Raw genomic sequence first — 14,239 nt, forward strand, 5'->3', positions numbered from 1 at the left:
CTATTACCACTTTTTTTGGTAAAGTTAATCTTAGGTTTGACCCCGTAGTTCATCTGGATAGAACAATGGTCTCCTAAACCGTAGAGGTGAGTTCGAATCTCACCGGGGTCATAGAAAAAAGCCTGCAAGTATTTAACTTGCAGGCTTTTTACATGCTTTGGTTATCCAAAAGATATCTTTATTATCCTAAGGGTTGAAGCATAATTGCAGTAATTAAGCCCCAAACTAGGAAAACACAGATTAGTGCAGTATAAAGTAAATATTTTCTAGTTTTAGCGGGTCTGTTTTTGTCCATACCAAAAACAAGGCAAAACGTTCCAATCAAAATAATTAAACCAGTTGTAATTAATAATAGTAATGATGAATTCATGCATCGACCAACTTTCAATTTAATACTTCCATTAAAACACAGAAAGCGGGTGCAAGATAGTCTAAAATCAGGTATAGTAAAATAGTTAAGCGGAGGAATTTTTTAATGAGGAAAATTAAGGTAATGACTGTTTTTGGAACGCGTCCAGAGGCAATCAAGATGGCACCACTTGTTTTGAAACTAAAAAAAGATGATCGTTTTGAAGAAGTAACGGTCGTTAGCGCACAACACCGCGAAATGTTGGACCAAGTGCTAGATATTTTTAAAATTAAACCGGATTATGACTTTAATATTATGCACCAAAATCAAACTCTAGAAGAAATTACTTCTAAAGTGATGATTGATTTATCTAAGGTGATCAAAGAAGAGAAACCAGATATTGTCTTGGTTCACGGCGATACGACGACTAGTTTTGCGGCTTCTTTAGCTACTTTTTATCAGCAAACTACATTGGGACATGTGGAGGCAGGTCTGAGAACTTGGAATAAGTATTCACCATATCCTGAAGAAATGAATCGGCAGATGACGGATGATTTAGCCGATTTATATTTTGCACCAACCGAATTGAGTAAGGCTAATTTACTGAAGGAAAATCACCATTCTGATTTTATTTTCGTTACTGGAAATACGGCAATCGATGCTTTAGCACAGACTGTACAACAAGATTATCATCATGAGGTAATGGACGCAATTACTCCTGGTAATAAGGTAATTTTGGTTACTATGCACCGTCGAGAAAATCAAGGTGAGCCAATGCGCCGAGTATTTAAAGTAATGCGGCAAGTAATTGATTCGCATCCTGATGTAGAAATTATTTATCCAGTTCACTTATCTCCACGAGTACAAAAAGTGGCTAATGAAGTGCTTGGTGGTGATCCAAGGATTCATTTGATTGAGCCGCTTGATGTAGTAGATTTCCATAACTTAGCTAAACGTTCATACTTTATCATGACTGATTCAGGTGGCGTACAAGAAGAAGCTCCTAGTTTAGGTAAACCAGTTTTGGTTTTACGTGATACGACGGAACGTCCTGAAGGCGTAAAGGCCGGTACCTTGAAGTTAGTTGGAACTGAAGTCGACAAGGTGCGTGAAGAAATGCTAGCTTTGTTAGAAAACAAAAACGAATATGATCGGATGGCTAATGCCAAAAATCCATATGGAGATGGACATGCAGCTGATCGAATTATGGATGATATTTATTATTACTTTAATCAAGATAGTGAAAGTAAACCAAAAGATTTTGAGTAAAAAAATAAAGAGACAGTTTTAATTTTTGCTATCTCTTTTATTTTTTTGTTCTTGAATGCGCATTTTTGCACGTTCAATCATAGTATGTTCTTGCTTTTGAAAGACTGATCTAGTAGTTAAGTAATTAAATACACCGACTAAAATTTGGTCGATAATTTTGACTAGTAATGCGTTTAAATGCAGCCAGGATAAGCCGACTAACATAATTAATGTATCAGGGATTAAACTGATGACGCGATAAGTGAAAAAGACGATTAGTTTATGCCACGTGCTGTGTTCATGATCGACATTATTGATAAAAACAGCCTTTTGGTTAAACCAGAAAGATGCCAGGTTGGAGACGATGAAGGCGATGGTGTTAGAAATTACCATCACATTATGCCACCATGAGTGTAAGACCATGAAGACTAAGGTATTGATTAATGCAGCGACAAAGCCGAAAACCATGTAAACCCAAAGATTACGGTGTCGCTTGATTAATTTTTGACCTAGACGGCGTATTTGTGCCTGATCAACAGCTGTGACGTCTTTTTTGTTATTAGCCATTTAACTTATCGGCCATTTCCTTTGCAGCTTGATCGATTGCAGCGACTGCATCATCATCTGGCGCATTTTCAATTGTTACGGGTTTAGTAATTTCAGTTGCGCCGCAATCCTTGAATGCTTTTTCATAGTCAAAAACATTTTCACAAAAGTGTTCACCGTAGGTCTTATCGCCAGAACCCATCACAGCAAAATGTTTGCCTGTTAGATCCAAGTCTTTTAACTCCCCATAAAAGTCTGCCAATTCATCAGTCATTACGCCTTCACCATAGGTGTAGGTGATAAAAATGCAAAGATCACTATCTAAGTAGTCATTGGCATCAGTGAAGCCGACATCACTTGTTTCAACGTCAAAGCCATAATCTTGAAGATCTTCTTCTAAAATATCAGCCATGTCTTCATCGTTACCAGTCATGCTGGCATAAACAATTCTTGCTTTCATGATTTTTCATACCTTTCACTGCATTATACGACATCTTATTATACATGAAACTATTGCAAAAACGTTTAGTTTTAGCAAACTTTAAAAATATTTCAGGTATTTCTAGAGTTTTGTTTTAATTCTACAAAAACCCGACCTTTTAAAAGTATTTTGGAAAACGGTATAATAGAAATATCTGAAACTAAATAAAAATTTATAAAGGAGAAATTATTTTGATTACAATTAAATCAATTCGTGAACTTAAAGGCATGCAAGCTTCAGGACATCTTCTTGCAACTATGTTTGAAGGCTTACGTGATGTGATTAAGCCAGGCATTTCTACCTGGGAAATTGAAGAGTTTTGTCAAGACTTCGTATCAAGTCGTGGCGGCCGCCTTTCAGAACAAGGTTTTGAAGGTTATAAGTATGGTACTTGTATTTCGGTTAACGATGAAATTGCCCACCAAACTCCAAGAAAAGATCGCATCTTAAAGGAAGGCGATATCGTTAAGGTTGATGTAACTTGCAACTTGAACGGTTATGAATCAGATTCATGTACTACTTATCCAGTTGGCGAAATTTCCGAAGCTGATAAGAAATTAATTGAAGTAACCAAAAAAGCAATGTATCTCGGAATTGACCAAGCTGTTTTAGGTAACAGAATTGGTGATATCGGTGCTGCTATCCAACATTATGTTGAAGATGAAAATCATTACGGTGATGTACGTGAATTAATTGGCCACGGTATTCAACCATCAATTCATGAAGATCCAGAAGTTCCTCACTGGGGCAAGGCAGGTCATGGTCTTCGCTTGCGTGAAGGCATGACTATTACTTGTGAACCTATGGTAGAAGCTGGTGGCGACTGGCACATCGACCAACGTACTGTTGACGATCCTAACGATGATTGGGTTTACTACGCAACTCCAGATGGTTCTAATGCTGCTCAATTTGAACACACCTTTGCAATTACAAAAGATGGTCCTAAGATCTTGACCCTGCAGCATCCTTACGATGGCTTAGAAAAGTACATCCCTCACTTTGATGAGATGGATGATTAGGATAATGGATGAAAAATGATAAAAACCATTTTGGTTTAAAAATTGGGCAATTTATTTCTACATTACGAACCACCTTATCTCAAGGAGAGATATTTGCTAGTTCAATTATTATTGCCTACTACATTTTGTTTTCTATTTTTCCGATTATTATTATCATTGGTAACGTGTTACCGTTGTTTCACATTGATACTGCGCCTATTGCTGAATATTTGAACTTGGTTTTTCCAGACCAAGTGTCAAAATTCATTATGCCAATTATAAATTCTTTATTGAAAACTACATCAACAGGCTATATTTCTTTTGGTATTGTGTTTGCAGTTTGGTCATTATCAAATATGGTTAATGCAATTCGTCTTGGAGAAAATAGACTTTATGGGGTTCATCAAGTTGAATTAAAATTATCAATGCTTAATTTTCTTTGGACTAGAACTATTACTTTTGTTTTTACAGGATTGATGATTCTAGTATTTACAATTGCTACATTGGCCTTGGTTTTTGGGCAACAAGTACTCAACTTTTTAGGACCGATTTTTCAGCTACCACTTAATGAAATTAGCAAGATCTTTAGTTATCGCTATCCAGTATTAATATTGGTTATGATGCTAGCATTATGGTATTTGAACTATGTTTTGCCTAATATAAAACTCAAAAAGAGAGTAATTTGGCCAGGAGTTTTTGTAACTGTTGTAGGCTGGTTAGCCCTATCATTTCTTTTTAGTTTCTATTTACACCATTTCCCGATTACTTGGGAGAATTATGGCATTGTTGGTACGTTTATCATCTTTATGCTCTGGTTGAATATTGCAGCAGTATTATTTTTATTTGGCGTTGGTGTTAACGCTGCTATTGTGCGAAACCGTGTTGGACAAGTTGAATATTCTGCTGGTCGTATTGCCAGTTATATTCAAAAGAAAAGACGAAAAACTAAGTAGCTGAAAAATGCATATTTTGTTATGATGAACTTATAAAATTGAAATAGAAAGTGTGCTTTTATGAAAGTAAGAAAAGCCGTTATCCCATCAGCTGGTTTGGGTACTAGATTTTTACCTGCAACTAAGGCTTTACCTAAGGAAATGTTACCTATCGTTGATAAACCAACAATTCAGTTTATCGTTGAAGAGGCTAAAAAGTCAGGAATCGAAGATATTTTAATTGTAATTGGCAAGAACAAACGCCCAATTGAAGATCACTTTGATTCTAATCCAGAACTAGAACAAGATTTGGAAGAAAAGGGTAAAAAAGAATTGCTTCGCCTAACCGAAGGAATTACTGATTTAGGCGTTAACTTGTATTACACTCGTCAACCGCATCCAGCAGGTTTAGGAGACGCCATCTTCCGTGCTCGCAGTTTTGTTGGGGATGAACCATTTGTAGTTATGTTGGGCGACGACTTAATGGAAGATAAGGTGCCATTGACCAAGCAATTGATCGATCGCTATAACAAGACGCATGCTTCTACAATTGCAGTTATGCCTGTGCCACATGAAGAAGTTTCTAAGTATGGTGTCATCGAACCGGAAAATGAGATCATGCCAGGACTGATCAATGTTAAGTCATTCGTTGAAAAGCCTGATATTGATAAAGCACCTAGTGATTATGCCATTATTGGTCGTTACTTATTAACACCTGAAATTTTTGATATTTTGGCTAACCAAAAACCAGGTCGTGGCGGTGAAATTCAATTGACTGATGCGATTGATACAATGAACAAGACTCAACGTGTCTTTGCTCATGTCTTTAAAGGCGAACGTCATGATGTTGGTAACAAAGAAGGCTACCTTGAAACTTCAATTGAATATGGTTTGAAGCACCCAGAAATTAAGGAACAATTGCGGGCATATATCATGCAATTGAGCAAGAAGTTTGAAGCCGAAGGTAAGCAAAATAAAAAATAAGCTTAATTATTAGGGAGACTACGCTGCGGCGTAGTCTTTTTATGTTTTTCTTAATATTTTTTTGCTATTATCATATTTGTTAAAAAATACACATTATGGAGAGAAAATATATGAAGGACATTTATATTGTTGCAGCTAAAAGAACACCTTTTGGCAAGTACCGAGGATTTTTTAAGGATGCTTCTGCAATTGATTTGGGTGTAATGGCCTTGAAAGGAACAATGAAGGCGGGCAATATTAAGCCAGCTGATGTTCAAGCACTGTTTATGGGGAATGTTTTGGATACCGGCTTAGGTGAGAACATGGCTCGCCAAGTTGCCTTACATTCAGGGATGAGTGAAGCTTCTGCAGCCGTTACAATTAATGAAGTCTGCGGCTCAAGTCTGAAAGCTTTACGTCTAGCTCAAGGACAGATGGAACTAGGCGATTTGGATCTAGTAGCTGTCGGCGGTAGTGAGAGCATGACTAATGCGCCTTATTTTGTTAAAAAAGAAAACAAAAATGATCCAGCAGATCACCTAGTAAGTACTATGCTTAACGATGGTTTGATGGATGCTTTTTCTGGCAAGCATATGGGAATTACTGCCGAAAACGTAGCAGAGAAATATCATGTTAGTCGTCAGGATATGGATGAATTTGCATTGCAGTCGCATAAAAAGGCAGCTGCAGCAGTTAAATCCGGATTTTTTGATAATGAGATCCTGGATGTGGAGATTGATGGTCAAAGTTTAGATCATGATGAACCAATTCGTCCGGATACAACGCTTGAGGCATTGAGTAACTTAAAGCCTGTTTTTAAGGCGGATGGTGAAGTGACTGCCGGAAACTCGTCTCCTTTGACTGATGGTGCAAGTATGTTAGTTCTGGCAACTAAGGAGAAAATGAAAGAGTTAGGCTTAACGCCAATTGCCAAGTTAGGTGAATTTGCGGAAGCTGGCTTTGATCCTGCACTGATGGGTTATACTCCATATTATGCGGTTAAAAAACTGCTTAAGAAGACGGGACGTAATTTTGATGACTATGATATTATCGAATTAAATGAAGCTTTTGCGGCCCAAAGCGTAGCGGTAGCTCGCGACTTACAAATTCCAACTGATAAATTGAATATTATGGGTGGCGCAATCGCGTTAGGTCATCCTTTAGGTGCAACGGGTACACGCTTAGTTGCTAGTGCAATTAGTGGATTAAAGAAGAGAAAAGGCAGACGTGCCCTGGTTACTTTGTGTATCGGTGGCGGTCAGGCGATTGCTTATGAAATCGAGAATGCAGAATGAAATTTTATCAATTAGAGCCTGAAGCTAGACGTAAATTATTGCAGGATGAAGGTATTGCATTAGGGCAAATCGATGATGCGGTTCTGAGACGTCTAGATGAATTGAGTGAAAATGTTGTAGGGCAGTTGCGTTTGCCTTTAGGTGTAGTACAAAACTTAATAGTCAATGGACAAAAATATTGGGTGCCAATGGCTGTTGAAGAACCCTCAGTAGTTGCTGCCGCCAATCATGGAGCTAGTATCTTTGCTAGAAATGGTGGTGTGACAGCTAGCAGCGACCGACAAGGGATTTATGGTCAAATCGTTTTGAAGGTCAACAATTCTTTTTCATTAATTGAATTAGAAAAAGAATTTCCGCACTTAGTCGAATTAGCTAATCAAAAGTTTTCCAGCTTAGTCCGTCATGGTGGTGGTACTAGAAAAATAACTGCTGTGCAGAAAGAGGATTTGCTTTACTTAAAAGTATTGGTTGATCCAGCTGAGGCGATGGGCGCGAATAAAACCAACTCGATTTTGGAATTTTTAGCGGCTAAATTAGAAAATTATGCTGGTGTTGATGAAAAATTATTTGCGATTTTATCAAATTATCCTAGTCAATTGACCACAGTTAAGGTAAAAATTGATCCTGAGACGATTGGTGGGATGCAAGTTGCACAACGTGTTGCTCTATTAGGAAAAATTGGAATTGACGATCCTTATCGTGCGGTAACTAACAATAAGGGAATCATGAATGGAGCCGACGCCGTCTTAATCGCCACAGGCAATGATTATCGGGCAATTGAAGCAGCCACTGCAGTTTTAGCCAATCATGATGGCCAATATCGCAGTTTATCAAAGTGGACGATGCAGGGTAGTTATTTAGTTGGCGAATTGACTTTGCCAATGGCGATTGGAGTAGTTGGCGGTTCAATTAAAGCTCGGCATGATGTCCAGCAAAGTTTTGCTATTTTAGGACAAAAAATCACGAGTAAAACTCTAGCTGAGATTATTGTTAGCGTGGCTTTAGCCAACAACCTAGCAGCTTTGCTGGCAATTTCTACTGTCGGCATTCAAGCAGGGCATATGAAGTTGCAGGCTAGAAACGTAGTCACTGAATTAACCGATGACGAACATGAGCGCAAGCAGCTACTAGCTGCGATGATTAGTGAAAAAAATTATTCTGAAAGTCATGCTAAGGAGCTTTTAGCAAAAATAAGAAAGGAAAAATAATGCAAGTAGGTATTGATCAAATTGGACTTTTTACGCCAGACAAGTACGTTGATATGGTCGATTTGGCGAACGCAAGAAAGCAAGATCCAAATAAGTTTTTAGTTGGCATTGGTCAAAGAGAGATGAGTGTTGCGGATATTACGCAAGATGCAGTTTCAATGGGAATTAATGCGACTTTAAAGTTTATTGAAAAGATTGATAAGAACAAAGTTGGTCTATTAATTTTTGGGACTGAAAGCAGTATTGATCAATCAAAGTCAGCTTCTTTATTTGTAAAAACAGCCTTAAAGTTGAAGCCAGAAGTAAGAACTTTTGAAGTAAAGGAAGCTTGCTTTGGTTTAACGGCAGCCTTAATGATGGCACGTGATTTTGTTCGGGTACATCCTGAACAAACCGCAATTGTCATCGGTAGTGATATTGCTCGCTATGGTGTTAATACTGCTGGTGAGGTAACACAAGGAGCCGGTAGCGTGGCAATGCTCATCAAAGCTGACCCAAGCATTTTAGCCCTAAATAATGGTCATTCAGCTTACAGCGAAGATATTAACGACTTCTGGAGACCAAATTATTCTCGCACCGCTTTAGTTGACGGCAAGTATTCGACTCAAGTTTACTTGGATTTCTTCAAGAAGACCTTTACTGATTATAAGAAGCAAAAAGGATTGAAGACTAGTGATTTTGATGCAATTACTTATCATTTACCTTTTACTAAGATGGGCTTAAAAGCTAATAATATTGCTATTGAGGGGCAAGATCAAGCAACAATGATCAAGTTGGAGCGTAGTTTTGCGGCTGCTAAACAATTATCAAGCCGAGTAGGTAATATCTACACCGCTTCACTTTATATGAGTTTACTTAGTTTGCTAGAGAATGGTGAATTACCCGCTGGCTCATTAATTGGCCTGTTTTCATATGGTTCAGGTGCAATGGCTGAGTTTTATAGTGGCAAGTTGGTTGAAGGATATGAAAAACAAATTGATCCTACAGCTGATCAAGCAATGCTTGATCGGCGGAAGAAGCTGACAGTTAAGCAATATGAAGACGTCTTCAATACGGCTTTGTTAGATCCTGAGGATGGTTTAGAATTAACTAGCGACGATGAAGTAGGTACTTGGTATTTTGCTGGTACTAAGGATCATATTCGTCAATACCGCGTAAAAGAATAAGAAAAAGAGCACATTTGTGCTCTTTTTTTACATTAAAATTGCTTGTCCAGTATCTTCGCGAATCTGTAGGCCGAAAATGGAATATTCTTTTTGGTCAATGACCATTAACAAGGGGATGCCGCGACCACGCATGCGGCCAACTAATTTAATCAATTTTTGTTTGGTCATTGCTGTTTGCCCGGGTAGCAGCAGACATTTTCCTTCGGCAATAGTGAGTTTTCCCCACTTAAGTAGTTTGTCATCATGCTTTAGATAAAATTTAGTATTCAGGTTCAGGTCATCGATTAATTGAAGTAAGTCTGTTAAGCGCATTTTTCAGTATAATTAAGTCATAAGGATTGTAAATTTTCAGCAATTTAATTATAAAATGAAAAGTGAAATAATTGAATTTGGAAGTGTTAAAAGATGAAAAAGAAACTATTATTGTCTTCCGCATTAATTGCTGGAGCTGGCTTGTTTGCGGCAAGCGAGTACTTTTTCAAGATGGCGATGACACCGTTTAATAAAAAAGCTGACTCCAAAGAATTATCAGGCAAGGATCCACTTTATCGTGATAAGGTTTGGTTTAGAGATTTTTCTAAGAAAAAATGGACTTTAAAAACTGATAGCGGCATAACTTTGTTCGCCCAGTACCTTGATCAACATGCCAAAAAAACCGCAATTTTATTACATGGCTTTATGAGTGATGGAGATAGTATGGCTGGTTTTGCCAAAATGTTTTATGATTTTGGTTATAATGTTCTCGTTCCAGACGCACGTGCCCAAGGGCGCAGCGAAGGTAAGTATATCGGCTATGGCTGGGTTGAAAAAGATGATATTTTGCGTTGGATCTATCAAGTAATTGATCAAACTGGTACAAATGCCAAAATTGTAATTATGGGTCAAAGCATGGGTGGTGCAACGGCAATGATGGTAAGCGGTATGCTTTTGCCACCACAAGTGAAAGCTTTTATTGAAGATTGTGGTTATTCAACCGTGAAAGGTGAAATTAACTATCAAGCTCAAAATTTATTTCATATGAAGGCTTTTCCACGGTTTCCAATAGTTGATTTGGTTAGTGGAATTAATAGAGTGAAAAATGGCTTTTATTTAAAAGATGCTTCTGCGGTTGCTCAGTTAAATAAAAATACGCGACCATTTTTATTTATTCATGGCGGCAAGGATCACTTTGTGCCAACTAAGATGGTCTGGCAAAATTATGCGGCAACAGCTGCTCCAAAGCAAATTTGGCTTGCGTCACTTGCAGGGCATGCTTTGTCTTATCCAATGTATCCAAAGCAATATCGACAACAAGTAGAAAGATTTTTGCAAAAATATGTGGGTTAGTTCTTGTAAACGGTTTCACAACTAGATATAATGAATAGTGTGGAAGAGGTAGAAATAAAAGTTAACAACTATAAAAAAATATAAGTAAGTTTTTATCTCCAGAATTGTATTATTATTGGAAACTTGAAAGATTCTCTATACGTAGAGGTGTCAGCCATAAATAGCTTAATTAAAAATTATTTGATTAATTATCATTGGCTGTTCGCAAAAACTCCAATTTATTAAAAGTTACATTTTATGTAAAGACCCGAACAAGTGAATGTTAATATTGGTTGCGATAATGCCATTGTTTAAATACATACCAAACAACTAAAAATCGTGACTATCAATTGATGAGCTACCTCATCCACTTGAAACTGCGGCTACTAAGGGACAGGATTGTCCAGTAGCCGCTTTTTTATATACAAAAACAACCTAGCCCAAGACTAGGTTGTTGGATTTATCTATCTTTTCTGAGCACCAACTTAGCAATTGCCTCACAGCGTGGGGTTTGTGGTAACATGTCTACATTTTGGATGACCCGAACATCATATGCCTCGCTAAGTAAAACTAAGTCTTGAGCTAAGGTTGAGGGATTACATGAGATGTAGACAAAAGTTTCAGGTTTAACCCGCAAGAGGGTTTTGATCAAGCTTTTAGCTAAGCCCGTTCTTGGTGGGTCTACGATTAAAGCATTGATTGCAACACCACTATTTTGTAATTCTGGCAAAACCTTTTCAACACTGCCTTGAATATAATCAGCGTTTTTGATGTGGTTAAGCTCGACATTATGTTGTGCGTCTTTGACGGCCTCTGGAATGGTTTCGATTCCAACAACTTGCTTAACGCGGTCAGCTGCCAAAATACCTAAGGTACCAACACCACTATAGGCATCAATCAAGGTTTGATCGGGGGTTAGGTCTAAGTATTTCAATGCTTCTGAGTAAAGATTGATGGTTTGAACTGGGTTCAATTGGAAGAAGGCACGTGGTGATAAGGCGAATTTTTTACCTAAGATTTCTTCGGTGATTTGATTCTTGCCCAAAAGCTTTTCGGTTTTATTTCCCCAAACTTGTGGATTCTGCCATTCGGTTTCATTCTGATAGACAGAAACTACATGATCAAGTTTAATAATTTCTTTAGCAAGAGGGATTAAGTTCTTAATCTTGTGGCCGATCGTAATCAAGGTTACCTGGATTTCCTTAGTTGCTTCTGATTGACGGACAACTACGGTCTTAATGCCAGGTAAATGACGACGATAGTTGGCAACAGGAACATGCAATTTTTCAATTAAAACCTTGATTTTACGTTCCGTTTTTTGTGTATCTTCACTTTGAGTTGGCATCTTTGGTAAGTCAATCAAGCGGTGGGAATTTGGAGCAAAAAGTCCAAGCTTAAGTTGACCATGATCTTTTTCAATTTGATATTGAGCCTTGTTGCGATAATGCCATGGGTCAGGAGCAGCGATAGTATTTTTAACTTTATACTTATTGTAATTACGAGGATGGTACTTGCGTAATGATTCAAGCATATTGTTCTTCTTGAATTCAAGTTGTTTGTCGTAAGACAAGTGTACTAATTCTAAGCCACCAATCTCGGGATCAACACCTTCAGGGAAGTCTACGCGATCTGGACTTTTTTCTTTAATTCTAACCAGTTCGCCTTGGATGTAGTGTGGATATGATTTAACAATCTTGGCAACTACTACTTCGTCTGGCAAGGCACCAGGAATGAAGATAATCTTTTTCTTGTAGTAACCAATTCCTTCACCATTAATTCCTAAACTTTTAATAGTGATGATGACGTCTTTTTCATGTTTTGGTTTATTATGGGTAAATTTTCTGTTCATCGTTAATTCTTTCTACTAAAAACTAAATTGTGTTCAATTAATTGTACTACCTGGAAAAAGTTCTTAGCAAGCTTTAGCAAAATTTGCTAGCATGGATGTAGAAAAATATGCGAGGTGAAACAAGTTGATCATAACCAAAGTAAGTGCACAAAAACGGCCAGGTCGCTATAATATTTTTATTGATGGAAAATATGCTTTTTCTGCCGGAGAGAAAACGTTGGCAGAATTTGTGCTGCTTAAGGGTAAAGAATTAAATGATGAGCAGGTTGAAAAGATTAGGCAATTTGATGCTGATGCTAAGGCTAGTGATTTAGCGGCTCATTTTTTGAGTTACGAGCCTCGGACCATCTTTGAGGTGCTGCAATATTTAAAAAAACACGAAATCTCTGATGAAGCAGCCAATAGTGCTGTTAGTCAATTGAATGAATTAGGCTATCTTGATGATCGTCAATATGCCAAGCTGTTTATCAAAAATGATTTGCGTGTTGGCTCTGATGGCCCTAAAAGTTTATTACGAAAGTTGACGCAAAAAGGCGTTGATCCTGAAATTAGTCAGGATAAGTTAGATGAAATTGATGAAGAAGATTGGCTCGAAGTGGGCCAACGCGTGATTAAGTCGATGAGCCATCAAGTTGGCAAGATTTCACAGCGTGAATTAGAGCGTAAGATGCGTACTAAATTATTAACGCATGGCTTTGATAGCGGGATTAGTAACGTTATTATTGATGCAATGGATCTTAAAGAAGATGAGAATGCACAAACAGAAGCTTTGAAGAAACAAGGAATTAAGGCTTACAAGCGTTTTAGAAATCTTCCAGAAATTGAACGCAATTTTAAAATAAAAAAATATTTGTTTAGTCACGGTTTTTCATCAGGTGAGATTGATACCTTTTTAAACGGTGAAATAATTGATTTAGACGAATTAGTAGAATATTAGGAGAAAAAATGAAGAAAAATATTGAATCAAGATTATTTATTGGTCGTCCATTTCCAGCTGGTTTGATGAATGCTCAAAAGAGCTTTATGGAAGCTAATCAGCAAATGGAAAATGATGAAACTTTTCAAAAATTTTTAGCTGATCATAATTTAGAAAATAAGCGTTCTGTCCTAGTGGTATCAGGTGAGGACAGCTTTATGTATTGGTATGGCGTTTTAGCAGATGTAGCAAAAGATGAAGTGCCAACGGGTTTAATGAAGTTTGAATTACCAGCTGCAGAGGTAGCGGAGGAAGTAGAAGAGAATCAAACTTTAGTCTTTTTCAACTTACCGTTGACTAGTACCGTGCCAAATTTTGCCAAAAAAGTAGTTGCTAGCGGAATTGAAGTACATGAAAATTTGGGTGACAGTGACACGCCATATATTACTTGGGATCTTGACATAGATACAAAAAAACTGGCCCAAGTAATGTACTTGAAGGCCAGCAAGTAATTAATGCTGCTCAGGGTCGATTGACAGGTTATCGTATTCAACATAAGCGCCAAGACAAGTTGAAACAAACATGATTAACAAAACAAAGCCGATGGAGCTGCCTACGATTTGATCAAGTGTTAAAAGAGCACGTATTATGTAGGTAGCAGCAAAGCAAAGAACAAAGTCTAAGATAATATTAGCTGCTAAAAGCCAGTAGCGTCGTCTGATACTGAAGAAACGTAAAAGCTGCTTCAGTAAGCCATCGTTGGTTTGAACAGCTAATAAATCAACAGGCCGTTGAATAGTAGCCTTGACAGCAAACATAATGATTGCGCCAACTAATGAGCCGATTAATGTGCGATAAAGTTCAGCTGAATGTAAAACTAATGCATTATAGCCGATTCCAATAATAGCTAAGCTACAGATATAGGGAATTAGCAAAAGAAATGTAAAAACGAGTAAGACATGACTTTTTTTCATGACGAACCT

Annotated in this window: 16 protein-coding genes and 1 tRNA gene; 11 read left to right on the forward strand and 6 right to left on the reverse strand. The window is 37.6% G+C overall.

The features are described 5' to 3' along the window. Positions 1-38 precede the first annotated feature (38 nt). Positions 39-111 (forward strand) — tRNA-Arg (locus CP352_RS00875). A 70-nt stretch (positions 112-181) separates the two neighbouring features. Here CP352_RS00875 and CP352_RS00880 read toward each other — a convergent pair. Beyond that, entirely contained in the window at positions 182-370 is a 189-nt protein-coding gene (locus tag CP352_RS00880; RefSeq protein WP_005724266.1) for a hypothetical protein, read from the reverse strand. Positions 371-475: 105 nt separating this feature from the next. Here CP352_RS00880 and wecB point away from each other — a divergent pair, with 105 nt between their 5' ends. Next, positions 476-1,618 (forward strand): non-hydrolyzing UDP-N-acetylglucosamine 2-epimerase, encoded by a 1,143-nt coding sequence (wecB, locus tag CP352_RS00885; RefSeq protein ID WP_005724265.1) that lies wholly within the window; start codon positions 476-478, stop codon positions 1,616-1,618. 18 nt (positions 1,619-1,636) lie between these two features. Here wecB and CP352_RS00890 read toward each other — a convergent pair whose 3' ends face one another. Both CP352_RS00890 and CP352_RS00895 read right to left on the reverse strand, forming a co-directional pair. Next, complete coding sequence (locus CP352_RS00890; RefSeq protein ID WP_005718582.1) at positions 1,637-2,164, reverse strand: GtrA family protein; 528 nt, start codon at positions 2,162-2,164, stop codon at positions 1,637-1,639. Further along, complete coding sequence (locus CP352_RS00895; protein ID WP_005718584.1) at positions 2,157-2,603, reverse strand: flavodoxin domain-containing protein; 447 nt, start codon at positions 2,601-2,603, stop codon at positions 2,157-2,159. The genes CP352_RS00890 and CP352_RS00895 overlap by 8 nt, the downstream gene beginning before the upstream one ends. A 212-nt stretch (positions 2,604-2,815) precedes the next feature. On the opposite strand from CP352_RS00895, the gene map reads away from it, so the two are divergent. The 6 genes from map to CP352_RS00925 all read left to right on the forward strand — a co-directional run bounded on the left by map (position 2,816) and on the right by CP352_RS00925 (position 9,186). Beyond that, positions 2,816-3,643 (forward strand): type I methionyl aminopeptidase, encoded by an 828-nt coding sequence (gene map, locus CP352_RS00900; RefSeq protein ID WP_005721525.1) that lies wholly within the window; start codon positions 2,816-2,818, stop codon positions 3,641-3,643. 8 nt (positions 3,644-3,651) lie between these two features. Then, positions 3,652-4,575, forward strand: coding sequence for a YihY/virulence factor BrkB family protein (locus CP352_RS00905; protein ID WP_089143539.1), 924 nt, complete (start codon positions 3,652-3,654; stop codon positions 4,573-4,575). Between the two features lie 60 nt (positions 4,576-4,635). After that, positions 4,636-5,538, forward strand: a complete 903-nt coding sequence (galU, locus tag CP352_RS00910; protein ID WP_005718590.1) for a UTP--glucose-1-phosphate uridylyltransferase GalU — start codon at positions 4,636-4,638, stop codon at positions 5,536-5,538. A 110-nt stretch (positions 5,539-5,648) separates the two neighbouring features. Next, entirely contained in the window at positions 5,649-6,812 is a 1,164-nt protein-coding gene (locus CP352_RS00915) for a thiolase family protein (RefSeq protein ID WP_005724262.1), read from the forward strand. Then, a complete protein-coding gene (locus tag CP352_RS00920; protein WP_089143538.1) occupies positions 6,809-8,020 on the forward strand; it encodes a hydroxymethylglutaryl-CoA reductase in 1,212 nt (403 codons plus the stop codon). Before CP352_RS00915 ends, CP352_RS00920 begins: the two co-directional genes overlap by 4 nt. Further along, positions 8,020-9,186, forward strand: coding sequence for a hydroxymethylglutaryl-CoA synthase (locus CP352_RS00925; RefSeq protein WP_089143537.1), 1,167 nt, complete (start codon positions 8,020-8,022; stop codon positions 9,184-9,186). The genes CP352_RS00920 and CP352_RS00925 overlap by 1 nt, the downstream gene beginning before the upstream one ends. 27 nt (positions 9,187-9,213) lie before the next feature. On the opposite strand, the gene CP352_RS11520 is transcribed toward CP352_RS00925, so the two are convergent. After that, the gene (locus CP352_RS11520) at positions 9,214-9,498 is read right to left on the reverse strand and encodes a hypothetical protein (RefSeq protein ID WP_005722686.1); all 285 of its coding nucleotides are present in this window, start codon (positions 9,496-9,498) and stop codon (positions 9,214-9,216) included. A 93-nt stretch (positions 9,499-9,591) separates the two neighbouring features. On the opposite strand from CP352_RS11520, the gene CP352_RS00935 reads away from it, so the two are divergent. Then, positions 9,592-10,512 carry an alpha/beta hydrolase gene (locus CP352_RS00935; protein ID WP_179210795.1) on the forward strand — a complete coding sequence of 307 codons (921 nt, stop codon included), beginning with the start codon at positions 9,592-9,594 and terminating at the stop codon, positions 10,510-10,512. Positions 10,513-10,951: 439 nt separating this feature from the next. On the opposite strand, the gene rlmD is transcribed toward CP352_RS00935, so the two are convergent. Beyond that, on the reverse strand, positions 10,952-12,340 hold the full coding sequence (gene rlmD / locus CP352_RS00940; RefSeq protein ID WP_089143536.1) for a 23S rRNA (uracil(1939)-C(5))-methyltransferase RlmD: 1,389 nt from the start codon (positions 12,338-12,340) through the stop codon (positions 10,952-10,954). A 124-nt stretch (positions 12,341-12,464) separates the two neighbouring features. On the opposite strand from rlmD, the gene recX reads away from it, so the two are divergent. Both recX and CP352_RS00950 read left to right on the forward strand, forming a co-directional pair. Then, a complete protein-coding gene (gene recX / locus CP352_RS00945) occupies positions 12,465-13,277 on the forward strand; it encodes a recombination regulator RecX (protein ID WP_089143535.1) in 813 nt (270 codons plus the stop codon). An 8-nt stretch (positions 13,278-13,285) separates the two neighbouring features. After that, positions 13,286-13,768, forward strand: coding sequence for a hypothetical protein (locus CP352_RS00950; protein ID WP_065990303.1), 483 nt, complete (start codon positions 13,286-13,288; stop codon positions 13,766-13,768). Here the strand turns inward: CP352_RS00950 and CP352_RS00955 are convergent, their stop codons facing one another. Beyond that, positions 13,769-14,230 (reverse strand): hypothetical protein, encoded by a 462-nt coding sequence (locus CP352_RS00955; RefSeq protein ID WP_005718600.1) that lies wholly within the window; start codon positions 14,228-14,230, stop codon positions 13,769-13,771. Positions 14,231-14,239 lie beyond the last annotated feature (9 nt).

It is taken from the genome of Lactobacillus sp. UMNPBX1 (assembly GCF_002554085.1).
Classification (GTDB): domain Bacteria; phylum Bacillota; class Bacilli; order Lactobacillales; family Lactobacillaceae; genus Lactobacillus; species Lactobacillus crispatus.